This window comes from Mesorhizobium sp. M00.F.Ca.ET.216.01.1.1 (assembly GCF_004010325.2).
Taxonomy (GTDB): Bacteria; Pseudomonadota; Alphaproteobacteria; order Rhizobiales; family Rhizobiaceae; genus Mesorhizobium.
On sequence record NZ_SADR02000027.1, the window covers coordinates 1 to 24,325 of the forward strand.

Genomic DNA, 24,325 nt, shown 5'->3' on the forward strand with positions numbered 1-24,325 from the left:
ACCGGAGCGGACCAGGTAGCGCACGGCGTTGACCACCTCCCGGAAATCAACCTCGCGCGGACGGCCGCGACGCCCAGGCTTGGGCATCAGCGGCGCGAACTGCTCCCACTCCTCGTCCGTCAAATCAGACGGGTAGCGCCTGGTCTTCTTGGCGATCTGGGCCATCCGGCCACGGCTCTGCTCTGTCCACATCTAAAGCTTGAATCACAACCAAGCCTCAGACGGAACCCATAGCCAGCCGATTTTCAAAACGGTCTCTTAGATACTCTCCTCGACCGGTGACGGTTTCGATAGCAGCCATAAGACGACGAGTCGCAGCCGGCTCGCCGTGATGCCCAAGCACCAGGCTTGTCGTCCAGAACGAGCCGAGCGGATTGGCGATGCCTTCACCTGTAAATGTCGAAAGCGGAACCGTGAGCGCACTCCGCCCGCTGTGGAAGGCGACGTTCCTAAACCTTGAACGCGCCCCCATCTGCCCGTGCATCCACGTCGGTGATCAGCATGTGCCCCGGCGATACTGTGATCGAGATCGCGAGTTCGGCACGAGCAAGAGCGTCTTGCGCGGTTAGGCTACTGGCCCAGAACACCGGGACCTCCCCTTCCATGATTTCGACCGCATCGCCCCAGTCGGAAGCCATCAAATCTCTTATTCCGATAATCGATGGATCTCCGACATGGATGGGAGAGCCGTGGGCATGCGGGAAGCGTGCGGTGAGGGCGCGAACCTTGTCGACGTCGCATCGTCTTATCGGGCGCATGGAGACGACCATTTCGCCACCAAACGGTCCGACGCGACAAGTCTCGATCCTGGTTCGAAACTTGGGTGAGGCTTTGCCGCAGCCGATGCGGCGGAGTTTCACGCCCTTTTCGGCAAGCGCAGCCTCGACGGTCAGCGAACTGCCGAGCGCGAAAGCGGCAAAATCATCCCGCCAAAGGTCGATAACGTCGGTTTTCTGACGGGTCAGCTCCCCGAAGTGATAAATGTTGTACTGGGGGGCATCGGTGCGGATGTCGATATCGCCCAGCGCTGGGATCAATGGACTGCCGGCGCGACTGACGCCGACCAATGGACAGGGTTTCGGGTTGCGGATGCAAAACTGGTGGAAATCGCTGGCAAAGCTGCGGGGCACAATCACAACATTGGCCTGGAGCTTGCCGCGCGCAAGCCCTCCTGTATGCCCCTCATAGGCGCCCATTCTGACAAGCCTGCGCAGCCTATCCGCATCGACTAGCCGTAGGTCTTCGAATATCGATGAAGTGGTCTGGCGAGCCATGGCTACCGAGGGATATGCGCGTTTTTCAGAGACACGTCGGGAGGGCGTAAGATCGTTGGCAGTTCGGCCGCTTGTCAAATTGTCAGAATCTTCCCTCAACGATAAATTGTATTTATTGGCCGACCAACGTTACCTTCTATTACGATCCGCTAATCTTCCTCTTCTCATCGACAGGTACGGCAGCCGATCGCTTCTATCTGTCGGCCTGCCTCGTGCAGGAAGCCAAGATCCCGGTTCATGTAGAAGAGCAGGAAAGCCGAGTAGAGTACAAAGACGAGGCTGAAGACCAGCGTCTTCACGATCAGCGAAAGCGCAAAGACATTCAGGTGCGGTGAGGCGCGCGCCAAGAAAGCCAGCACAATGTCGGACAAGAGCATGCTGATGATGAGCGGGAAAACGAGGGTCAATGCCATCATCAGAATGCGGTTCAGCAGATCGAGGAAGATGCCGGCTGCGTCCTTGCTGAACACGGGCAGAAGTTGGTCGATCGGCCAAAGGCCATAGCTGTCGTAGAGACTGGTCAAAGAAAGTTCGAGGCCGCCGGCAGCCAGGTAGATCGTGACCATGATGACGGCGAGCAAGGTGCCGGTGGCACTCGTCTCATGGGTCATCATCGGATCGATCAGCGTCCCCATCGTGGAGCCGCGCTGCAGGTCCAGGATATCGCCCGCAGCCTCGGCCGCCCAGAACGGTATGCCCATCGCCAGCCCGAGCGTTACCCCGACCACGACCTCCTTGAGCATGTACGCGACGATCATCGTCGTCGCGATGTCAGTGTTTGTCAGTTTGTTCACGATCATCGGAAAGACCGGAACCGCCAACGCCAGGGCAACGCCGTTGCGCAGAAGGCCGGATAGGGGCACACGCGAAAAGAGCGGCATCAGGAGCATGAATCCGGTCATGCGTGCGAGCGCGAAAGCCCCCGCCAAAAGATAGAACTGAAGCTCTTTGACCGAGGCGAAGAATGGTTCGACCGGCATCTGCGCGCCTCAACGCGTCACGACTGGGAATTCGTCCAGCGCCGTTGAGGCCTGCTCCGCGATCTGCTGGCCAAGCAGCGGGCCGAAGACGAGGATGACCAGCAGAATGACGACGAGCTTGATCGTCTGCGGCAGGGACTGGTCCTGAATTTGCGTCAGCGCCTGGGCAAGGCCGACAAGGATGCCGACGGCCAGCGCCGCGATGATCGCTGGGCTGGACGCGTACAGCACCGTCAAAAGGGCGCTTTGGACCTTCGCCAGGATGAAGTCATTGCTCATGCAAACCTCCCGGCGGCGTCAGCCATAACTCAGGATGAGGCCGTGCATCAGCCGCGACCAGCCATTTATGGCGACGAAAAGGAACAGTTTCAGCGGGATCGAAATGAGGACCGGCGAGACCATGATCATGCCGAGCGTCATCAGGATGTTGGCAACAACGATGTCGATGATGAGGAAAGGAAGATAAAGCAGAAAGCCGATTTCAAACGCGCGAGTAAGCTCGGATGCGACAAAGGCAGGAACAAGGATCGAAAGATCGTCGTCGTTCAGATTCTGGCGTGCCTGTTCCGGCCACAGGCGGCTCGTTCCATCGAGAAAGAACTGCCGCTCTTGCGGCTGGGTGAATTTCATAAGGTGCTGCTGCAATGGTTCCCTGACCAGTTGCGCCGCCCTGGCGAGGTCGTCCGTAGTCTGGAACTGAACCTGCCCTTCCTGAAGCCGGCCCGACATCTCGCTCAGCAACGGCGTCGTGACATAGACCGTGAGCACGAGTGCTATGCCGTAGAGTACCAGATTGGGCGGCATCTGCTGGACGCCGAGCGCGTTGCGGATGAGGAACAGCACGACCGAGATTTTCAGGAATCCGGTCATCGTGACGACTGCCAGCGGCAGCAAACCGACGAAGCCGACGGCGATCAGAATCCCAAGGAGGTTGGGCGAATTGTCAAGCATTGTCGAACATGCGGGCGATCCGCACGCCCAGACTCTCCCCGATCCGCACGATCTCGCCACGGCCGACGCGTTTGCCATTGGCGATGATGTCGACCGTTTCCTTCGCGACATGGGCGAGCGGAACGATAGCGCCGGGCGCGAGCTGCCTTACCTCCCCGAGAGGCATTGCCGTGCGGCCGAGTTCGAAGGCAAGCGCAACCGGCAACTCGTCCAGAGTTGACTCTTCCAATGTCTGGTCGGCATGCGGCGGCGTGTTCTGATTCATGGTCCACTCCCATTTCGATCCAGCGATTGCAGTCGGGGCGGCAAGCAATTGCGGCCCATCGGCAGTCAGGGCGGCCGGGGCATAAAGGCGCTCGGCAATGACGAGTGCCGCCACACCTTCTTCCTCCGCGTCATCGAAGAGCACCACATCGTCAGGACGCAGGCTTTGAAGCTCACCAAGGCTGATCGTAAGCGCATTACGCCAAAGGCAGACCGGCAGCGGGAATTCGCCTGGGATCGGTGGCTTCGCTTTTGTGATCTCGTCGAGAAAGCGGCCGATCCGCACGACCAGGCCGGCGTTATTCGTGTTCAAGACGCAGTCAATCGTCTTATCCTTGCCGGTCATGACAAAAGCGAACGGGGTATCGCCCGAAACGGTATCTGCTTGTGCGACCGAGGTGATCGCGATCCTCTCGCCCAGCTTGCCCTCGATCCATTCGAGATCGTCTTCGAATACCGATTCCAGCAGCAGTGCGGCGTGAGCGGGTGCCAGTCGTTTCACGTCGATTAGCTCGTCGGCCCTGGCAAGACCCCGTTCGACAACAGAAAGCGGCACGCGCAATTTGCCCGCCGTGTCTGCGACAGTGAACGCAATCGTGCACAGCCGCTGCTCCACAGGATTGGGTGCCGGCCAGACCGCCGCGATCGCCATGGTTTTCCCCGCAATCGTCATCTCCGCGGGGGCACGGCGACGGTAGAAGGCGTTCAATGCCCCAACCTCCACAGCCGCAACAGATTCCAATGTCAGCGGCTCGCCGACGCTCGAGCGTGTGGCCGTGCGTCTCACCGGTTCTACACGCGCTTTCTTTTTTGCCGACGCCAAGGCCTGAGGCATCACACTTCCATATTCACGATCACTGATTGGACTATCGTTCTGCAGGCAAGCGCGGTGGACTGCGATCGTCTTCCTCGGAAAGTTCGGCAAGCGCGAGGCGACGACGCGCCGTGCGTTTGGTCAGATGCTCCAACAGCCCGTCCAGCTTCGCCACCGCCTTCAGGCTCGCGCGATGATCATTGCGGGCTGCCGATAACTCCGCTTTCCGTCGTTGCTCGGTGATGCCGGCCATCTTCTCGTTTTCCCGAAGCTGCTCGGTTTTTCTGGCGGCGCTCTCGAATTGTCCCTGAAGCCTATAGAGGCTGGCGGCCTTCACCGGTTGTCCAACAAGCGAACCGAATGCTGCATCCTCGGCGTCGGCTGTGCGCTGGAGGTGTTCCGCGACCGCGGCGGCCGCCTCCTGAACCTCCCCGGCGGCCCGGTGCGCAGCGGCGTATCTCCTTATGACCGCTTCATTTGCGCGCTTTTCACCGCGACGCCTGAGGTCGCGCAATCGTGCGATTATGTCACGATCTTTCATTGACGATCCCCCGCATGCGTTCGCGTGTCTTCTCGATGGTCTCGTGAGTGGCGGACGGCTGTCGCAGGAACGCGTTGATGGTGTCGATCTTCGCCACCGCCTCGTCCGCCACCGCATCGCTGCCCTTTTCGTATTCACCGACGCGCAGCAGCAATTCCACGTCGGCGTAGCGAGCGAGCAGCTCCCGTAAGCGGCCGGCGTCCGACCGATGCTCAGACGGCACCACCGTGTCCATCAGGCGGCTCCGGCTGCGCAGCACGTCGATGGCCGGGAAATGATTGCGCTGCGCAAGTTCGTTCGACAGAAAGACGTGGCCATCGAGAAGCGCCTGGATTTCTTCGGCAACCGGATCCAGCGTGCCATCGCCCTCCAGAAGAACGCTGTAGAGGCTTGTAATGGAGCCGACGCGGCCAGGCCCTGAGCGCTCAAGCAGACGTGGCAGGACCGCGAACAGCGAAGACGGAAAACCGCGACGCGTCGGCGGCTCGCCTGAAGCAAGGCCAATCTCGCGCTGCGCACGGGCAAACCGCGTTATGTTGTCCATTGCCAGCAACACGTGCTTGCCTTGGTCGCGAAAATATTCGGCAATGCTGGTAGCCACATAGGCGGCCTTGACGCGCTCTATCGCAGGCCGGTCGGACGTCGCGACGACGATGATTGCCCGCGCCAGCCCTTCCGGCCCGAGCTGATGCTCGATGAATTCGCGCACTTCACGTCCGCGTTCGCCGACAAGAGCAACCACGGCAACATCTGCGTCAGTGCCGCTGACGATATCCGAAAGCAGGATCGACTTGCCGACGCCAGGCTCGCCGAAGATGCCGACGCGCTGCCCACGCGCGCAGGTGAGAAGCCCATCGAGGGCGCGGATTCCGAGCTGGATAGGCTCGGAAATCAAGCTGCGCTCCAGCGGAGATGGCGGATAGGCATTGACCGGATAGCTGCCGGTAATGCCATCCGGCGAAAGCGGCTTGCCATCCAATGGCTCGCCGAGCGCGCTGATCACCCGACCAAGCAGGCCGGGCCCGACGGGCACCAGCTGGTTCTTTCCGGTCGGAATGACCTCCGTGAGGCTTGAAAGGCCGGTGAGATCGCCAAGCGGAACAAGGATCGCCATCTCGTCCATGAGCCCAACGACTTCCGCCTTGGTTGCCCTGCCGGTTCCGGGATCGACGAGTTCGCATATCTCGCCGATCCGGACCTCCTCCACCGTCGCGTGAATGACCGTGCCGGTCACCCGCCGTACCCGCCCTTTCCTGGGTCGGCTGGCATCGTCGCGCAGGCCGGAACGCAGGTTCGGAACGATGGATGCGAGGCGGCTCTCGATCTTGGTGGCGGGACTTGTCATGCCGGCGCCTCGGCCTTTGATGAAATCGCAGCGGCAATGGCATTGAGCTGTGCGTCGATGCTGGCGTCAATGACGGCAATGTCGGTCGAGAGGATGCAAGCGCCCCTCGCCAGCGTATCGGCTGCGTCGATCTCGACCGTCATGCCCAAGTTACTCTCGCGCAGGACCGCATCCAGTTCGTTGCGAACCCTGTCAACGGAAAGGGGATGAACCCGGACCTTCAGATATTTGGCGCGACGAATTTCAGTGACGGCCTGCCCGGCCGCCTTGGCGACAAGCATGCTCACGTCGAATTCTCCCAGCACTCGCCTGACGACATCGAGGGCTAGATTGATGATTTCAGGTTCCAGCCCGCCAAGATAGCGATCTACCTTGACCGCGGTCTCGCTCACCAAGCGCGCGGCATCCGCGTCGCCTTGCGCCTTGCCGTCTTCATAACCCTGCGCATATTCGGCCGCATAGGCTCGCCGAGCGGCGTCGCGCAACTGCTGTGCATCACGCCTGGCGTCGTCGAGAAAGGCATACCCGTCCTGCCATGCGCGTGCCTCGGCGGCGCGCAGGATGCGGGCGTAAGGCCGCCTCGGCACATCATTGGTCGCTGTGCCCGGTTCGACCATCTCGTCTAACTCATCGCTCGTCGAACAATGACCGGACCGGTTTCGGCAAATGGTGCGGCCGTCGTCTGGTCAACAAGCTCGTGCGGCATCAGCTTGAGGCGAATCCGCATGCTCGTATCGCCGGGCATCGCCTGACACCACGCGCCCAGGCAACTCAGACCGTCGGCATAGACACGGCGGTGAATATCTTCCAGGGGCTCCAACGGCTGCATCGGACCGGCCAGATCGCGGTTGGCGACTGCGAAAGTGCACAGATCCGCGCCGAGTGCCGCCTGCAACGCGGCCGCTTCGCGTCCATCAATGGCGGCGGCCAGACTGCCGGCCCAGTAGATCGCGCCCGAGCGAAGCGCAAGTCCCTCCAACTCCTCACCCGATGACAGAGCGATCGCCCGATCCACCTCATCGGCCGGTTCGTCGGCGACAGCGCCGCCGAGCCCGTAACGGTCGAGCAGAAGCTCCGACAATCGCTCATGCAGGCGTTGCGACCGTAGCATACGCTCGCAGGCAGCCTCGCTGATCGTGCCGTCAAAGCACTGCGCGAGTCGGGCCGCATCCGCATAGCCTGCGGGATTGGACATGAATGTCTGCCATTCTGGGCTGGCAGTTTGCTTCGAGCGGGTCTGGATCATGTCTTCTTCACGGGCATTGCAGAAGCGCCGAGCGCATAGACACCGGGCCGCCGATACCACTGGACGTAGGCCAGTCGGGCAGCCAGCGCGAGTATGGCCGCCGCCATGCCGTAGAACAGCCACTTCGCGGCGGCGAGGCTGTCTGGATGCAGCCAGAGGCCGAAGAATGTTGTGAAACCTGCCTCACCGGTTCCCTGCTCGGGGGCTGTCGCGGCCACCGGAATGAGGGTGACGGATACATTGTCATAGGTCAGTCCGGCGATGCCTTTGGCCACCAGCATCTTGACCTGCGGGATCAGCTCATTCATCGGAACGGATGCGCGATGCCGGATGAAGACGGAGGCGGATGATGGCACCAGCCGCTGTCTCAGCGGATCGTTTTCTGGTAGGACGAGATGAACGCGTGCGGAAAGCACGCCGTCGATTTCCGAGATCGTCTGCGACAGTTCCTGGCTTAGGCCATAGATCATCGTCGCCCGCTCTTCCACCGGCGAGGATACAAGCCCGTCTCTCTTGAAAACCTCGCCGAGCGTCTGGAACTCCTGTTTGGGCAATCCGCTTTCGTCTAGAATCGCCATGGCTTCGGCGAAACGGTCCTTCTGTACGGAGACTGTCATCTTGCCGTCCTTGCCGGCCTCGCGTTGGGCCGGAATCCCGTGACGCATCAGCGTGGCCACGATCTCGTTGGCCTGCCGCTGGTTGAGGTTGGAATATAGCTCCACGGAGCACGCCTGGAGCACTAGCATGCCCACCACAACGAGAGCGACGCGGCACCGGACGCCGCATCGATTCAATGGTGTTGATCGCCGCGGCAAGGGTAGCGTGTGCACGAACACTCCGTAGCGCTTACTGTTGCTTGATGAGCGTGCTGGTGGACGACGTAACGGCCGTCACGCTGCTCGTAACCACCTCGAGATTGGCGGCTGCCCACATCACCGAAATGGATCGTTCAAGCAGTTGCTCGGCATTCTTTGCGGTGGCGTTTTCGCCTTCCTTGCCTGATGGGGCGGTCTTGCCGGCGGCATCCTGCATGCTGGCCGTTTCAGCATTCACGGGGGCATTTGCCTGGCTAAGGGCCTTCTGGACCTGCTGCATGGTTCCTTCCAGCGACTGAACCGCAGAACCGAACAATGCCGATGGATCCGTGAACGCCCCGCCCCCTGCCTTTTCCACCTCGGCCAGATAGTCGAAGAGCTTGTGTTCGACGATAGGCTCGGTCTTTTCCGATTTGGAGGATTGTCCGGCCATTGCCGGATTGGTGCCGGACGATTCCTGCGCCACCTGCTGGCCTGCCCGCGTGGCGACATCGCTGCGCTCAGGCGTGTTGACCTTCGCTGCATCGTGTTTTTCCTGGTTGGCGCCCACCATTCGGTTAGTCGGCTGCGCTGTCGCACCGGCGGTGATCTGTTGTTGTGCGCTCATGCTGGTGGTCAAATTTGCCAGCGTGGCTTCAAGGGCTCCAATCGGCGCGATTTGCATGAACCTGCCCTCCTGCTTCCTTAGTTCGGTTTGCCGGAGGGGACATTCTGCGCCTCCGCCTGCTTTCCGCGGAAAACGCGGACCGGAACGACTTTGCCAGAATCCTGCTTCGTGCTCGGCGCCGCAGGAACTCCTAGCGTTTTCCTGACGAGTTCAACGTAGGACGGCGGCCCCGATACCGAGACAACATCATCTTGCTTGGAAACCGTTATTGGAAACCTCGGATCGATGACCCCCAGCCGCGAAAGCCGATCTTCCGCACTGACAGCCGCGTTGGCATCAAGCGGGATCATTTCCGTCCGGACTTCAGCTTCGGTCGCGACGTTCATGACGATGCCGTCGAAATGCCAGACCAGCCCGTATCGATTGCAGATCTCTTCCAGAAACTCGCGGGCCGTTCCAACCGGCATGCCGGCGCTGAGGCGCCCTTTTACAAGCTTGCTGACACGCATGGGCACCCGCATGTTGCGGCCAAGCTCGACGAGCGCGTCTGTCACCGACTGGTCGACGGTGATGTATTTGTAGGGGCCGGAAGGCCAGCGTGGTTCGGCGGCGTGCGCGGGCCGCGCGACAAGGCCGAACGCCAGGACCATGGCCAGGCCGCAGGCGGCAAAGGCAGCCCTTGCTCCCGACAATCGATCCGCGTGGCAGATACCGCGTCCCGTCAACATCAGTCCTATTACAAAGGGACACACGAGCGATGGCACGCGTCGCTTGTCTCATGGTTTACCCGCCAATTCACTCTATCGTGCGCACCGTGAAATTGGAAGTCCAATTGGATTGCATCTGTGTATTCGGTGCCAAATGTTGCGAACAGTGAGCAAAACGATATCGTGCGCGCTGGAATCAGCTGGAGACCGGTCCATGATCACCCGGTTCAACGGCAGAATGCAGAAAGGGATCGGTCTCGGTGGCGGCAAACAAGATCCTGCTTCAGAGCTTGACTGCTGCAGTATTGGTTGCGGCTATAACGTCGGCACAGGCCCAATCGAACAGCGGCTATGACCCTAGAAGTTGGACTTACGATCAGGCGAAAAATGTGCTGGTCTCCCCTTCGGCTCCCGACCAGATGTCGGGCGAAGGAACGCTACCGGCGTGGTCGGTGATCCCCAGGCAGATCGTGAATTTCAGCGAGGCTCAGCCAAAGGGATCGATCGTGATCAACACCACGGAGCGGCGCCTTTATTACGTCCTGGGAAACGGCAAGGCGCTGCGATATGCGGTGGGCGTTGGAAAGGAGGGGTTGGAATGGTCCGGCCGCGACACGATTTCGAGCAAAAAGAACTGGCCAGATTGGCGGCCGCCGGCCGAAATGCGAGCCAGAGAAGCATCAAAAGGCCGCCTCCTGCCCGCGCGTGTCGAAGGAGGACCGAACAACCCATTGGGGGCGCGCGCACTGTATATCGGCAACACGCTTTATCGGGTGCACGGCACCAACCAGCCATGGACCGTCGGACAGGCCAACTCCTCCGGTTGCATTCGCATGACCAACGAAGATGTCATCGATCTTTACGACCGAGTGAAGATCGGTACCCAGATTATTGTACGGCATTGATGGTTCGACTCCCTCCCCGAAAGCCGCCGCAATGAGTGACCTACCGTCGTGATACCTTTCAACATCAAGCAGCTCGAAACCTTTCTCCTGGTGGCGACTTTCGGAAGCTTTCGAAAGGCGGCGGAACGCCTGAACACCACGCAGCCGGCGGTATCCACCCGAATTGCCGGGCTGGAGGAAGCGCTGGGTGCCAGGCTGTTCGAGCGGCAGAGCAGCACAGTCAGGCTGACCGCCGAGGGACAGCGGCTGCTGCCAGCTGCTCAACGGGTCCTGCGCGTAGCGGAACGGCTGCAACTGATGGCCAGCTCTCTTTCAGAGACTTCAGAGACGACGAGGGTGCTGAGGCTTGGGGTTGCCGAAACAATCGTGCACACTTGGCTCCCGGATTTTCTCAAGGAACTGCAAGCAAACTATCCGCTTGTCGAGACGGATATCGTCGTCGATGCGACGACGACCCTTCGCAACGAACTCATATTACACCGGCTCGATCTTGCGGTGCTGATGGGCCCTATCCTGGAGTACAGCATCGAGAACATCGAGATGCCGTCCTTTCCTCTCGTCTGGGTCTGCTCGCCGCAATTGAAATTGCCCAACCGACGCAAGGTGACACTGAACGACCTGATGCAGTTTCCGATCATCAGCTACGCGCGAACCACGCGCCCCTATAGCGAACTCTACCGCAAGCTCACCGGTGAATTCGAAGAAACGCCGCGCATCTTTCCGGCCAATTCGCTGGCCGCTTCCATCAAGATGACACTCAACGGAATCGGCATAGCCTCCCTCCCCGAGGAAGTCGTCCAAGACTATATCGCAAGCGGTAAATTGCGCATCGTCGAATGCGAATGGCACCCGTCCGACCTGCAATTTACCGCCTCCTACTCTTCCGAACCATCCAATCCGATAGCGCAGCAGGCGGCAAAGCTGGCCGCCTCCGTTGCACACGCATATGCCGCGAGAACCGCCAAGGCGCAGGAGCCGATGGACGAAAGGCTTGGGCCGGCGATTTCTCAGCCGACCGAGGTGACCGGCAGGTAGATGCGGTCACCTGAGAAAATCATATCCGGGCTCAGGATATGATCCATATTGAGCACCACGGTTTGCGCCACATCCGCAAAATGGGTCTTGGCAATCAGGCGAATGCTGTCGCCATCCTTGACCTCGACCCACTGATAGCCGTCTTTCTCCAGCGTTGGGTTCGTGCGGCCCTCAGAATTGCTGCTGCCCTCGGCATGAGCCTCGACATAGTCGCCGGAAACCCATCCGCTATGCATTTCGCCGTCCGGTCCGAAACCTTCGATGGGTATCCAGGTCTCCCCTGACGGATCGGTCGATGGCTTCGCGGTCTGTTCGACGAATGTGCCGGGTTGCAGAACCGTTGCCACGGTCGAATCCCCGTCAGGCCGGCTTCTCAAATTCAGGCCATCATCGGCGACCACGACAAGTTGCGGGAAATCCTCTCCTGGGATCTGCGGCCCATCTGGAACATCCGAAGGATCATCGGGTTGCTGAGACGACGCATCGTCATCCGGTTTTTTCGGATCGGGTGGCGGGGTTGTCTTCGCGCCCTCCCAAGGCTCCGCGAGCAGGGCGTCCAGCGAGAAGAGCAGCATTCCAACGCCGAAGGTAATGCCCAGAGTCCACCGATCCCATGCAGCCCATCTTTTGTCGGACTTTTCCGCCGCCGCGATATCAGCATCGGTTCGCGGCACTGAACGGCGATTCATCCGGTCCGTCCTTATGGCCGACGCCCAGAATTCCGCGCAGCCGAACGTGAACATGGTGCCGGCGACTGTGGCGATCGGCGCCGGCCAGGAGTGCGCCGTATAGACGGCGCAGCCAAGCACATAGCCGGGTCCAGCAAGATATTCGGCCAGGTTTCGGATCACCGGTCTGCCGGTGAACGACTGCAGCATCGACTTCGTGCCATAGACGATGTTGCCGAGCGTGAACGTGCTGTTGACGACAAGATCCTTACCCTGAATCATCCCGGTCGCGGCACCTGGCGCTGCGGCAATGAATGTGGCTCCGCCGAGCGCGTTGAGGAATCGCCCGAACGGCTTGTGGCTTGCGGTTGCATTGGGGAAGAGCGCCTGCGTGCCGAAAACGACGCCTCGCACGCCAAATGCCACCGCTCCGGCGGTGGCGGTCCAGGTTGGCGGCAACGAACTCCACAACATGTAGGAGGTGGTCGACATGCCGCCAAAGGTGGCGAGTGCCTGAGCGTTTTCCCGCATCCTGGCATGGCTGAGGGCCAGATCGACGCTGGTGGCCTGATCCGGCGTCATCGCCTTTTTGTGGGTCGCCCGATAGGTCGTCAGTTGCAGCACGGAGAGGGCGTTCGTCTGGTCCCCGCTCATCCACTCGAACTGCTCAAGCGTGAACTTGCGGAACTGGCCGGGGCTCATTTCCTCGAACTGTTTTGGTGTCACCGCTTCGATCTGCGGCTGGGTCAGGGCTTCGGTGTGGTGGATCGTGAAGGCACCCCATTGATCGCGGGTCAGCACCGGAATCTGCTTCTCGGTCAGCCACGGCACCTGGTTAGGATCGAGCTTCGCCACGTCCACGGAATCGACCACGGTTTCGGGGATCGCCTGAACCTGGCGCTCGGTGAGGTTCTTCAGCAATCCGGCCTCGCCCAGGTCCTTGAATTGCTGTGACGTGAACTTCGCGACCTGGCCGGGCTTGAACCACGGAACCTGGCGCGCTTCCAACTTCGACACGTCAACGAGATCGACCATGTCTCCTTTTATCGCCCGCAACTGTGATTTCGTCAGGCGGAGCGTCAAACCGGCTTTGCCGAGATCCCGGAACTGCTGGTCGGTCATATTCCGGATGTGGCCCTCAGTCAGCCAGGGAATCTGTTTCGCGTCGAGGCCCGCGATGTTGACCTGGCCTATCTTTGCCTTCGGGATACCGCGCAGTTGGCTCTTGGTCAGACAGGGCAGCAAGCCGGCCTGATCCATGTCGCGGAACTGCTGTTGCGTCAGTTCGGCCACCTGCTCGCGCTTAAGCCATGGAATCTGGTTCGGCTGGAAATCGCCCATGACAAGATCCGGCACCTGGTCAAGCGGGGTCGCTCTGACGTCATCGGCACGGAACATGTAGGGGCCGATATTGCCGCGCAACAGTCGGCCGGCATTGCTTGCTCCGTCCGCTGCACTGGCAGGCTGATCGCTCTCATCCGGACGGCCCAGACTGCCCGGCACATGATCGTCGGAAGCGCCGCGTATCCACGGCAGCACGACGGCTTTGCCGGTGTTGGGGTCGTATACCAGTATGTGTGTCTTGTCCTGCACCTCCGGAGCATCGGCCGGGGCTCGGGGTCCATCGGAAGGCGGCACATACACCTGTTCCGGGCTTCTCGGCTCCGCGCCCAACATTGCCGCCACAATCGCCTCGCCATTCTTACCCTGGAGACGAATGGTTCGCCCGGCGACGACTTGGCTTGACGTCGGTTGAGACTGCGGTGTTGCCGTGGCGGGCTTGTTGTGTCCGAAGATGTTGCCGACAATCCCCGCATCGTCGAGCGCCCGCTGCAACTCCGCCGAAGGCGGCGCGTCAAGGAAGACCCAGCGCGGTTGATAGCCCGGATTCTCGTCGCGCAGCGCCACGTCCTTGTTGATCTGCTCCTGCAGTTTCGGCGTGAGCGGTACTTCGCGCATCTGGGCGACACCGTTGATCGTCGTCCAGCGATGGTAGGTCTTGACCTCGATCGCCTCGATCACGTCCTGGCTCTTGAAGACAGGCGAATCCACGTAGCGCCCGCCCTCGCCGAAAACGGGATGCGAACCATCCGAATTGGCCTCGACCGGGAAATGCGCCTCGCCGAGCGATCCATTGAGTTCGCGCGTGTAAGTCTCGCCGGCTTTCCATTTTTCGGGCTGCCGCATATTGCGGACCTGTTGTAGCGAATAGCTCGTCGGCGGCGCGGCCTCGATTGCCTTCCTGGCCGGCATTGCCTGCGGCGGCACGACTTCTCCCTCCGGCCGTCCCTGGCTGCCTGGCACATGGTCCTGCGAACCACCGCGCACCCATGGCAGGACGTATGCTTCTCCGGTCTCCGGGTCCCGGTACAGAATATGCGACTTGTGCATCAACTCAGGTTCGTCGCCGCGCGCTGGCGGTCCGTCGGCTGGCGGCACATAGACGTTCTCCGCGCTCCTTGGCAGCGGCCCGTAACGCGTGGCCGTCACGGATTGTCCGTTCTCGTCCCTTATCTGGATCGGGCCGCTCCTGCGGCTGCCCACCTGCGAGGAGAGGAACGTCAGCACGCCGTCGGCAACGTCCTGGCGCATGAAACCGCCATCGACGATCGACGGGCCGAAATCGGTTTTGAACTGTTCGATAGCGGCGAGCTGATCCGGCCGTGCCGTCTTCTGCAGTTCGCTCAGGAACTGGTCCAGGGAGGCTTTGCCGCCCTTCGGGATGCCGGTCGAGGCCCCGTCGCGCGACGATTCCGCTGCACGGGCGAGCCAGGCCGGGATCGTCAGTTCCTCAATTTGCCCGTCGGCGCGATTGAAGGTCAGTGACGCTGTTTCGTTCTTGGCGATCGAAGGGGCGACCTTGGCCGCCTTGGACTTGTACTGGATTCTCACCTCGGCGCTGTAAGCCACCGCGCCTGCCGGGAGAGGAGGCGACGACAGCGAAAGCGTGTAGCGCGTGGCAGGCGTGCCATCCGAACGGTAGAGGTTCTTATAGATGTTGCCGGCGCTCGGCATGTAGCGGGACTGCGGTGATCCCTCGGGTTGGAACCGCGCCGGAAGCCATGATTGTACTTTTGATTTCACCTTGTAGGTCGTCGAGGTCGTCATCCGATCCGGATTGAAGCCCAATACGCCAGACAGCCCGTTGCGATCGTTGAAGATGACGTCGACCAGCATCGCCTCGGGGTTTACAACGCGAACTTTCTGGCCGGTCAGCAAGACGACGTCTGCCGTGGGCGCCTTGCCCGGTACGGCCGAAAGTCGCAATCCGCTCAGGGTTGGTTCATCGACGAGAGAAACCGTGTTCGACGGATCGATCTGACCCGACTTGACGAGGTCACGGATCGAGCGGATGCCATCGCCCTGTCCAATGGCTGCGATGAGTTCGGATGCCTTCGCCGGATCCTTGACCGCGAACTGGATCTTCAGGGTTGTCGAGCCGAAAGCGGACTGGATCTGGTCGTACGCCTGCGTCGACACGATGTCGCCCGGTTGCAGCGTGTCCTTGACCGCAAGTTCCGGTCGCTTCTCGAAGCCGATGCGCGGCATCTGGTCGACCGCCGCGACGTGATTGGCCACGATCGGCAGGCGTATGCCGACCTTCGTCTCGGTCATGATACGGTCGAACGGAAGCACGCCTTGCAGCGTGACATGGCCGGAGCTGTTTTCCGCCGGCACACCAAAGAAATCGTGCTGGCCGGGTGCGAGCGTGACCTCCTTGCCATTGAGCGAAGGCGTGTAGGTCATCTCGATCACGGTGCCTTCGCCATCCGGTGTCATCCCGACGATGGCAGCATCGAGCGGCTTGGCGTTGTAGCCGGTCGCGTCGCTGAATATCGCCTTGCTCGCTGCCGCCGAGAGATCGCTGCTGCGAACCGGGAAGGCCGTCTGATTGGACACCGGCCAGACGCCGGCCTGGAGGGCTGTGATGTTCCTATATTCGCGTGCCCGGTAAGATACGACGCCCTGAGTGCCGAGCGCGTCCTTGAACGGCGTCAGGCTGCGTTGGCTGACGCTGTCGACGATCGACCATCCGATCATGCCGAAATCAGTCTTGGTTCCGACACCGAAGCCGACGGCCGCAACCGTCGGCGAGCCGATCCCGAATGCCTGGCCGGTGTTCAACCGGACCCGGAAGGTGACGCCGACGCGGAAGTCCGGCAGTGTTTCGCGAAGCGGCGTGCGCGGTATCTGGACGCCGTCCGGGCCATAACGCTCGGCCATCTCGCGGCTGGAGTAATAGCTCTTCTCCTGCTCGTAGCGGGCCACAAGCTGCTCGACGGTCAGGCCATCGAGATAGGCCGAAGGCGTCTTTGGATCCTTGCCGCTGGTGTAGACGTAGCCACTCGTGTCGCGTTCAGGCATGCCGGTAAAGCTGCGTGTCACCGGGTCCCAGACGAGGTGCACCGATCCGTCTTTCTCTGCCGGCTTATTCGGCACGACGATGGGGTCGCCGTCGGCGGGGTGCTGTGCACCGGGCGGGGTCGAACCATGCGGGTCGCGGCCCGGCAGCATCGTCGAGCCATTGCCGCTGGCGTCATCGGTCTTGATCACTTCTCCGGGTATGACCGGGTGGCTGGGGTCGTGGAAGACCTGCTCTCCTGTCGGCCTGTAAACGCCGTCGGCGCCGATCTCATAGACATTCATTGGACGCCCCGAGGGGCCGGGTTCCAGCGCCGGCGGCGACTGTCGCGGTCCTTTGCTGCCGGGCGGCTGCTGGTACGGTCCGCCGCTGCCCGGCGGCGGGTTGGCGCCGGGACCGTTGGAGCTCGCCTGCGTGCCCGTTCCCGGCCGCAGCGTGCGCAGACCATGGATGCCGAGGCCCGTGCCGGTGATCCCGGTGCCAAGACCCGTAAGTGCGTTGGCAAGCTGGAGACCATTCATCTGGTCTCCGTTGACGGCGAGATCGTAGGCGGATGTCGCCAGCAAAGGTGCGCCCACAATCACCGAGCCGACATCCGTGGCCCAGGCCACCTTGTTCAAACCGGCCGTCGATTGCATATAAGTGCGGGTTTCGAGCGCCAGGGGCGAGCCGGACCGCGTTGCGCCTATGCTGCCGCGAAAGGCCTGCAGGGCGGTCATTTCCTTTCCCGCCATTCCAATGGTGCGCAGGCCGCTGGAAGCCATGGGCAGAACCGTGGTCGCCACCGTGGCGACATTCATCAGTGACTCGGTATCGTCCCACTCGCCGCCATGTTCCAGATGGTTGACCTGGTTTATGACCGCTCTGGTCCCGAGATAGGCGGCGCCCGTATAGGCCAGCGGTGCCGCCACCGGCGCGGCCGGCGTGAACGACAGGATGGTGGCTATACCGGTCCCGATGCCAACCAGCGGATCGACAACCTTGTCCCAGACGGAGACGTTGCGCGCTTTGACGACCTCAAGCGCGATCTTGCCGTCGTCTCCCGCCTTCATCTCCAGGCCCTTGGGAACGACGAGCTTGCCATTCTCGCCAAACTGGTTGTTGTTGTCCTGGAAATCCCCGAGATCGTCGAATTTCTTGCCGGTCACATCGACATAGCGGGTGTTGCCATCGCCGTCGCGCACGGCAAAGAGCGTAACCTGCTGCGTCCCGGCCTCGTCGTCGACATAGAAGATCGGCACGCGGCGCACGTACGGATTGTCGCCGCCGATATCGCGGATCTCGTCCGTCACATTCTCGAGCGCCTCGCGGCCTTCCTCGGTCGAACGATCCAAGCTAAGCGTCCTGGCGACCGTTTCCTCAAGGTCCGTCCCAGGCTGCCGGAACTCGTTGTCGTAGCCGCTGTCGAGCAGCTGCTGGAACTTCGGCTGATAGATGCCGTCGAGCGTCTGCTGCTCATGCTCGTCGAGATAGGTCTTGTCCACCGTGCTGTTGCGGTCGGCCAACAGCGAAGGATCGCTGAGCCGAAGCTCATGGTAGTCGCTGAAGCCCTGCACCACCCTGCGCAGGTCCTCGGCCTGCGTTATCTGAAGCCTTGTCGCATCGAGCTTGAGCTTGGCGACCGCCAGTTCGGGATCGACCCAGCGTCCACTGGCATCGTCATCCTTTGTATCCAGGTCGATCCAGACCGCCTTCCCGCCCTCGGTCAGCGCATCGATCCCTATCTGGTTGTATTTCTGGGCAACCTCGGGCGCCACCTTGATCGTCTGGCCGCCGACATTGATCTCGACCGGCTGCACGCCATTGGGCAGCGTGCCGGCGGGGGCATCGACTGTTCCGGGCCCGTGCTCGGTCAGCGCATTGTTGAAGTTGGTCTGCAGCGTCGTCAGCTTGCTGTTCAGGTCGGTAATGCTGTTGCCGAGCTGCTTGTCCAGGACATCGTTCAGAGTCTTCGCCGCCTGCGCCTCGCCCGCCTTCACCGCTTCCAGGCCATTGGCCGTGCACACCGGTCCGCTGGAATTGGCGCCGCCCAAAAGCTGCTGCCAGTCCTTGTTGAGTTGCCGATCCCGGTACTCATCCCTGACGTTCGTTTCGCTCAGACTGTAGGTGAGCTGCTGCTCGGTCGTGCCCTCTTCGAATTGGTTGACCACCCACAGCTGGCCGTCGCGGACCTCCAGTTTTTGCGATTGGAAGAGACCCAGATAATCGCCACTGACCCTTTGATGTTTCTTTCCCTGTTCGAACAGAAACTGGTGCTCGCTATTGTATTCGGCGAGCAGTCTCTGCTCGAGGTCCGTCTGCTGCGCACCCACTTGCGTGGCGTCGGCATGGGCGTCGAAGTAGTTTTGATAGGCTTCCGCCAACTCGAGCTGATTGCCGGCTGTGGTCTGCAGCGCCTTGAGGTCCTGGTATTCCTTCGAGTCAGTCGGGATGCCGTCGAGCTCGGCCTGCCCCACCAGGAAGTCGATGGTGAGCTTGTCACCCTCGCTCAGATGCAGGCCGACTTCGGAGAATAGCTCGTCGACAGCCGCATGATCCGCGAGGCCTTGCGCATACTGCGTTTGCCTATTGGGACCTGGCTGTCCCTGCGCGGATACAACGTCAGCATTGGGATCAATCAGCGGCGCAACTTCGCTCTGTTGCGTGATGGCATCGGCGAGAACCCGCCCGGCAGTCTCGTATTCACTGCGGGCATCCTGCGCGTTCTGCAGCAAGCTGTTGGCCTTGGTCAACCGCTCCCGTGCGTCGGCAAGCGTGCCCTTCGGTTTCTGCGCCGTCCATTGCAGACCGTGAGGTGCCAGTGCCTCGTTTATGATGGTCTGCGCGCCATCGACCGCATCCTTGTAGGCGGGATCGAGCATATGGACGTTGAACTGCTCCTGCCGCTGGCCGGCCAGAGCTCGCGTCTCGGTGATGCGAGACAGTGCGACGTTCTCAGCAATGATGGCCTGCGCCACCTCGGGATCGACCCAGGTCCAGACGCCATCGATCTTCATTGGCGTCCATTTTCCGCCGGAGGGTGCGTTGCCCTGCGGCGGATCGCCGAATGGATCGACAACCCTGTTCTCACCGTCTAGCTTGGGCGTGGCGACGGTACCTAGCCCGTATCTCTCGATCAGGTCCTGTTTGTTTTGTCCGGCTTCTTCTGCCGCGTCGATGAGACTGGGCAAGGTTTCACCGGCCAGCAGCCCTTCGACGAAGGTCTTTACGACCTCACCCTCTTTTGCCTCCGTGGCATCACTGCTGTTGGGGTTCACCGCCAGCAGTGTCCTGGCCAAGGCCTCCTGCGTACTTCCTGCTTCGATCTTCAGGTCGGCCCCGGTGGTATTGTTGTGCAGCGTCATGCTGCCGTCCGGCCTCGTGGTCAGCGTATAGCCGTTGAAGGTGACTTCCACGGTCGTTCGGGTGCCGTTTTCGATGGTAACCTTTTCGCCCGGGTGGATGATGTCGGGGTCACGATGCGAATTGAAGAGCTCGGGGTTCGTTCTCCTCAGATCGTCCAGCGACACGCCATATTGCTGCGCAATCAGGGTCAGGTTGTCGCCTGGCTTGACCTCGTACTCGACGGGCTCGCCGCCATTGATCTCCTCGGTGGTCGTTGTCGTCACCCGACCGTCCTTGTCGGTGACGATCTTGGTTTCAGTTCCGGCCTTCGGATCGACGATTGTGGTTGTGGTCTCGCCCGTTTCGATATTGCGAACACTGTTGCGTGTCCTGCCGTTCCCGTCCTCCGACACCGTCGTTTCCTTGCCGTCAGACGTCGTCACGACGGTGCGCTCGTCATGCTGGTAGTCATGATAGTAGACGGTCTTGTCGCCGGTGTGAGGATCGACGACTTCAACCGACTGCACGTCACCATTGTCGCTGGTCGGTTCCCGCGTCGTGACCTGATAGCCGGCGGCCTGCAGTTCGGCGATCACCTGCTCGCTGGTCAGACCCCTTTCCTGCGCGATTTGCTCGATATTCTTGCCTACGGCGAGATCATCCTTGATGCCCTGGGTGGTTGCTCCGCCCGGATCCTGAGAGGCCGCAAGCACGGTCCTGTGACCATCTGGGCCGCTGACGGTGGTTACCGGCAGGGCCGGGCCGCTCCCGGGTGTGACGGTTTCCACGGAAGTGCCGTTCGGCAAGGAGGTTCGCTCGGTGACGGTTCCCGTGCCAAGATCGTCTTCGTAACGCGTCGTGATGGCGCCGGTATCGGGATTATAGCTACTGGTTTCCTTGCGTCCGAGCCCATCCCGGACCGGCGTGGTGGTCGCCGTGCCGTTGGGTTGCCCAACGCTCGTATAGTAGCTGTCGTGCTGGTAGTCGTAATATTGCGAGACGGTGCGGCCGCTGGCGTCCGTGATTTTCGTCGCCTGCACATCGCCATTGTCGCTGGTCGGATTGGTGGTCGACACGGTCATCCCGCCAGACCTGAGCGTAGCGATAACCTGTTCGCGCGTCATGCCGCGGGCGGACGCAATCTGGTCAATGCTTTTGCCGCCGGTGACATCGTTGACGATGTTGCGGGCGGTCGTCGCTTCCGCGGCGTTGTCTTCGGGCTTACCTCCGTCAAGCTTCACCGGCGTCAGCACGGGTGCCGCGAGATCGGGCCGGACGTAGAGGGCCGGCGTCACCGTCGTGCCATTGCCTGATGTGCCATTGCTGGCATTCACGACGTTGACACCTGGCGCCGCCGTAGCCGCAACCGGCGGCGGTTGAAGGGAACCTAGTTCGGCGTTCACATGTGCCAGTTCCTGGCGGGCCTGTGCAGCCCAATCACGCTCGCCCATCCTGTTGGCTAGTCTGATCTGCTCCCGAAGCTGCGCTGCCTGCGCCTCTAGCCGCGCTATCTGTGCGGCGTTTGCCGAGGCGTTGACCTTCTGCGGCTGAACGGGTGGCTTGGTGAGCGTTATCGGGCGAACCATCTGGAGGACCTCCGGAAATCACTGTTGCCGACAGCCCTGGCTGCCGGCACGCCCGCCCGATCGCAACCTTTCGGATGTTATCGAGGGGGCTTCCAATAAATGCCGAAAGCAGCAAGCTGTTCTTCCGACTGTTTTACCCGTTCTGCAGCATTCGTTTCAGACTGCACTGCGGTCAGTGCCGCCAGAATCTCGACGGCGGCGAACGCCGGCGCCATGCTTCGGAAGAACGACTGTGAATTTGACGTGACGATGATTGTTTCCCGCGCGATCCGCGTCAGCGGCGACACGCTGCTGTCGGTGATTGCCACCACGCCGACGCCCTGCCGAGCCGACTGACGCGCCACGTCGATCGTCGTGCGTTCATAAGGCGACATGCCCACAGCAAGAAGCACGTCGCCACGTCCCGCGTGCTGGAGGGCATCCAGACCCTGTCCGGCCATCTCGCCGACAAGCGTCACCTTGCGGTCAGCGCCAGCCAGAAACGACATGACGTGAACGAAGTGGCTCGAGACCGGATAAGCGGCGCGAGAGCCGAGAGCGAACAGATTGCGTGATCGGGCAAGGAGACCGGCTGCGGCGATGAATTGCATGGCGTTGCCATATTCGCCAAGACTTGAGATCTGGGCCGCGAGCGTGTCGGCAACGACGCCGGCAGTCGAATATCCCGGATCGCCATCCTGTCCGATACCCTGTCGCGCTGGCTCACCGGCGACTGTCTCGCGCAGCGCGCGCGCATAAAGGCTGCGCATATCCTCGTAGCCTTCAAGGCCAAGCCATCGCGCCAGCCGCATCATCGTGCTGTGCGAAACGCCGGCCTGGTGCGCCTGCTCGCGCATCGACATCAGTGCGACATCCTTAGGATGATCCAGCACGAAACGCGCGGCGACCCGCAGCTGCGGCGGCATATTCTCGAACCGTTCGACCAACAGCTCCGCCAAAGGACCTTTTTCCATTCTGAAATACCCCATTCACCCGGATCGCAGATTACTCCTCGGATGTCGGCAACGCAACAGTTGGAACTGAAGTGGTTCATATATTCCAAGTGGACTTTCATTTTCGGTTATGCTGCCTTAAGCTGCTTTCGCAACCTGCCGGATCGCAGCGGCGTGATTCCGGAGTTTGTGACTTGAATGGTCCCTCAAGGAGACAATGATGGCTGCTACCCCTCCCATTACATCAGGCTCTGCCGGGTCGCCGGAACAGAACCTGGACAAGATGATCAAGCATCAGGAGCGCATGTTTGGCCTGGAGATCACAAAAGAGATCGCGAAATCCCAACATGACATGCTGATGAGCACCGCGAGGACGCTCGGCCAGTCGGCTGAAAAGGCCTAAGGCAGCGGATCTCGAACCATGCGCCGCCGCAAGCAACCGGCGGCGTACTTGCACGGCAGAAATCTTTCAACGCCGTCGTCAGGCTGCATTTGAAATCGTCATCGGCGGGAGATGAAGTGGCATGACCGCTAATTCTATCGGCAGATATTGGGACGCGGCGCCAGCGCGCCGGCTCCGGGCGATTATTACCCCCTCCCCGGCATCCGGACATTCCATTGCACTCAGCGTAACTCACGGATTTCATACCGGCGCCGAGCTCAGTCTGGTCGAGCCTTTGTATACGGTCGGCTCCAGCACGGGGTCGGACATTGTCCTCAGGGATGCCGGCATCGCGCCGATCCACGCAAGGCTGCGGCGCAAGGGCAGCCAAATCGAAATCGAAGCCGTCGGCGGCGATGTTACACTCGCCACCGGCGAGACCATCCATGAGGGCCATGGCAGCCGTTGCAGGTTGCCGCTCACGATAAGTGTCGGCGGTGCCCGTATCCGGCTCGTCAACCCAGAACGCCCACCGAATCGGTGGTCTGTTTCCAATCGCCCCCTCCTGGTTGCGGGCAGCGTTCTCTTTGCCGTATTCGCTGTTTCCGTCGCTGCGAATGGGTTCTCGTTCGCCAAGCCCGACCTTGGCGAAAAGATATCCTCTCAAGACGGTGAACCGATCAGAATGGCCTTCGCTGGCGAGGCAGGGCAAGGTGTCCTGGACGATTCATCGCCAACACAGATACACAGTGCCGCCGACGCGGAAGGCCAAATCAAGCAGCGCCTCGAGCAATCCGGCATAAGCACGTTGACCGTTCAGCGATCACCTGGACGCCTCGTGGTCACAGGTATGATCCCGAATGACAAGAGTGGTGCCTGGACGGAAACGCAATCCTGGTTCGACCAGGCGTTCGGCGCGCACATCCCCTTGGTCTCCAATGTCATGGTCGGCAACGCCGAGCAGGCTCCGCGCCTGACGCTGCAGGCGATCTGGTATGGCGAGCGGCCTTACGTCATCGCCACCGACGGCGCACGCTATCATGAAGGTGCATTCACCAATGACGGCTGGACCATCAAGCACATTGGCGAGACGGAACTTCTCCTGACGAAGGGCGGCGCCACGGTCGCGCTGAAATATCCGTGAATCGCCGGCTTGAAGGGCCGCGATTCGATACGGCAAGGATGGACACGGCCGGCCGCGAGGTGCGGCAGGCGGAAGGTGTGCGCGGTCAGGCAATAAACCGGCGGCGGATGAATGGCGTCGACAAAGCCGCAAGCCGTGCTCAGGGGACGAAATCGGCCGCTGGTATGGAAAAGCCAGAAGCCGCGGAATTCCAGCCCTCTCAAGGTACGGCCGGCGAATCACTCGACGAGGCACTCATCAACTTCGTCATGCCCGGTATACCCGAGCCAGCCATCCTGCGTCGCTCCGTTCCTATTCTCCAGCATTTCGTGACGCATTTGGTTCCCGATCTTGAGGGTGGCGAGCAACTCAAGACACTTGCCAGAACGCTGATGGAGGATGAAATCGAGCGTCATCGCGATCTGCTTGGCCGGATTCAGGAAGGAATCGAAACCTGACCGAT

General features: G+C 61.1%; 19 protein-coding genes and 2 pseudogenes. 5 read left to right on the forward strand and 16 right to left on the reverse strand.

Annotation, left to right across the window (positions count from 1 at the left end):
- The 14 genes and pseudogenes from EN859_RS28000 to EN859_RS28065 all read right to left on the reverse strand — a co-directional run.
- Window positions 1-192: transposase (locus tag EN859_RS28000; RefSeq protein WP_189502281.1), on the reverse strand; the 192-nt coding region annotated here is incomplete at its 3' end.
- A 76-nt stretch (window positions 193-268) separates the two neighbouring features.
- Window positions 269-416: pseudogene (locus EN859_RS39655) on the reverse strand (tartrate dehydrogenase); the annotation flags it as partial.
- Window positions 417-449: 33 nt separating this feature from the next.
- Window positions 450-1,274 carry a DUF1445 domain-containing protein gene (locus EN859_RS28010; protein WP_127855965.1) on the reverse strand — a complete coding sequence of 275 codons (825 nt, stop codon included), beginning with the start codon at window positions 1,272-1,274 and terminating at the stop codon, window positions 450-452.
- 164 nt (window positions 1,275-1,438) lie between these two features.
- The gene (gene sctT / locus EN859_RS28015) at window positions 1,439-2,254 is read right to left on the reverse strand and encodes a type III secretion system export apparatus subunit SctT (RefSeq protein ID WP_127855966.1); all 816 of its coding nucleotides are present in this window, start codon (window positions 2,252-2,254) and stop codon (window positions 1,439-1,441) included.
- A 9-nt stretch (window positions 2,255-2,263) separates the two neighbouring features.
- Complete coding sequence (locus EN859_RS28020; protein WP_127855967.1) at window positions 2,264-2,533, reverse strand: flagellar biosynthetic protein FliQ; 270 nt, start codon at window positions 2,531-2,533, stop codon at window positions 2,264-2,266.
- A 21-nt stretch (window positions 2,534-2,554) separates the two neighbouring features.
- A pseudogene (gene sctR, locus EN859_RS28025) lies at window positions 2,555-3,205 on the reverse strand (type III secretion system export apparatus subunit SctR); the annotation flags it as partial.
- Window positions 3,198-4,178, reverse strand: a complete 981-nt coding sequence (gene sctQ / locus EN859_RS28030) for a type III secretion system cytoplasmic ring protein SctQ (RefSeq protein WP_189502283.1) — start codon at window positions 4,176-4,178, stop codon at window positions 3,198-3,200. The pseudogene sctR and the gene sctQ, both read right to left, overlap by 8 nt.
- A 157-nt stretch (window positions 4,179-4,335) precedes the next feature.
- The gene (locus EN859_RS28035) at window positions 4,336-4,824 is read right to left on the reverse strand and encodes a hypothetical protein (RefSeq protein WP_127855970.1); all 489 of its coding nucleotides are present in this window, start codon (window positions 4,822-4,824) and stop codon (window positions 4,336-4,338) included.
- Window positions 4,811-6,169, reverse strand: a complete 1,359-nt coding sequence (locus tag EN859_RS28040; RefSeq protein ID WP_127855971.1) for a FliI/YscN family ATPase — start codon at window positions 6,167-6,169, stop codon at window positions 4,811-4,813. Before EN859_RS28040 ends, EN859_RS28035 begins: the two co-directional genes overlap by 14 nt.
- Window positions 6,166-6,786 (reverse strand): type III secretion system stator protein SctL, encoded by a 621-nt coding sequence (gene sctL, locus EN859_RS28045; RefSeq protein WP_127855972.1) that lies wholly within the window; start codon window positions 6,784-6,786, stop codon window positions 6,166-6,168. The genes EN859_RS28040 and sctL overlap by 4 nt, the downstream gene beginning before the upstream one ends.
- Before the next feature lie 5 nt (window positions 6,787-6,791).
- Window positions 6,792-7,415: a SctK family type III secretion system sorting platform protein gene (locus tag EN859_RS28050; protein ID WP_127855973.1), complete on the reverse strand. Its 624-nt coding sequence runs from the start codon at window positions 7,413-7,415 to the stop codon at window positions 6,792-6,794.
- Entirely contained in the window at window positions 7,412-8,251 is an 840-nt protein-coding gene (sctJ, locus tag EN859_RS28055; RefSeq protein WP_348632949.1) for a type III secretion inner membrane ring lipoprotein SctJ, read from the reverse strand. Before sctJ ends, EN859_RS28050 begins: the two co-directional genes overlap by 4 nt.
- A 10-nt stretch (window positions 8,252-8,261) precedes the next feature.
- Window positions 8,262-8,894: a hypothetical protein gene (locus EN859_RS28060; protein WP_127855974.1), complete on the reverse strand. Its 633-nt coding sequence runs from the start codon at window positions 8,892-8,894 to the stop codon at window positions 8,262-8,264.
- A 20-nt stretch (window positions 8,895-8,914) separates the two neighbouring features.
- Window positions 8,915-9,346 carry a type III secretion protein gene (locus tag EN859_RS28065; protein ID WP_245525734.1) on the reverse strand — a complete coding sequence of 144 codons (432 nt, stop codon included), beginning with the start codon at window positions 9,344-9,346 and terminating at the stop codon, window positions 8,915-8,917.
- 458 nt (window positions 9,347-9,804) lie between these two features.
- On the opposite strand from EN859_RS28065, the gene EN859_RS28070 reads away from it, so the two are divergent.
- On the forward strand, window positions 9,805-10,449 hold the full coding sequence (locus EN859_RS28070; protein WP_245525735.1) for a L,D-transpeptidase: 645 nt from the start codon (window positions 9,805-9,807) through the stop codon (window positions 10,447-10,449).
- A gap of 48 nt (window positions 10,450-10,497) precedes the next feature.
- Complete coding sequence (locus tag EN859_RS28075; RefSeq protein ID WP_127855975.1) at window positions 10,498-11,484, forward strand: LysR family transcriptional regulator; 987 nt, start codon at window positions 10,498-10,500, stop codon at window positions 11,482-11,484.
- On the opposite strand, the gene EN859_RS28080 is transcribed toward EN859_RS28075, so the two are convergent.
- The gene (locus EN859_RS28080; protein WP_127855976.1) at window positions 11,457-21,425 is read right to left on the reverse strand and encodes a LysM peptidoglycan-binding domain-containing protein; all 9,969 of its coding nucleotides are present in this window, start codon (window positions 21,423-21,425) and stop codon (window positions 11,457-11,459) included. The two genes, EN859_RS28075 and EN859_RS28080, sit on opposite strands and share 28 nt — an antisense overlap.
- Window positions 21,426-21,502: 77 nt before the next feature.
- On the reverse strand, window positions 21,503-22,363 hold the full coding sequence (locus EN859_RS28085; protein WP_127855977.1) for a MurR/RpiR family transcriptional regulator: 861 nt from the start codon (window positions 22,361-22,363) through the stop codon (window positions 21,503-21,505).
- Window positions 22,364-22,574: 211 nt separating this feature from the next.
- Here EN859_RS28085 and EN859_RS28090 point away from each other — a divergent pair, with 211 nt between their 5' ends.
- The 3 genes from EN859_RS28090 (at window position 22,575) to EN859_RS28100 (ending at window position 24,320) form a co-directional block, all read left to right on the forward strand.
- A complete protein-coding gene (locus EN859_RS28090; protein ID WP_126056235.1) occupies window positions 22,575-22,760 on the forward strand; it encodes a hypothetical protein in 186 nt (61 codons plus the stop codon).
- A 121-nt stretch (window positions 22,761-22,881) separates the two neighbouring features.
- Window positions 22,882-23,883, forward strand: a complete 1,002-nt coding sequence (locus tag EN859_RS28095; RefSeq protein WP_127855978.1) for an EscD/YscD/HrpQ family type III secretion system periplasmic domain-containing protein — start codon at window positions 22,882-22,884, stop codon at window positions 23,881-23,883.
- A 38-nt stretch (window positions 23,884-23,921) separates the two neighbouring features.
- Window positions 23,922-24,320, forward strand: a complete 399-nt coding sequence (locus EN859_RS28100; protein WP_127855979.1) for a hypothetical protein — start codon at window positions 23,922-23,924, stop codon at window positions 24,318-24,320.
- Window positions 24,321-24,325 lie beyond the last annotated feature (5 nt).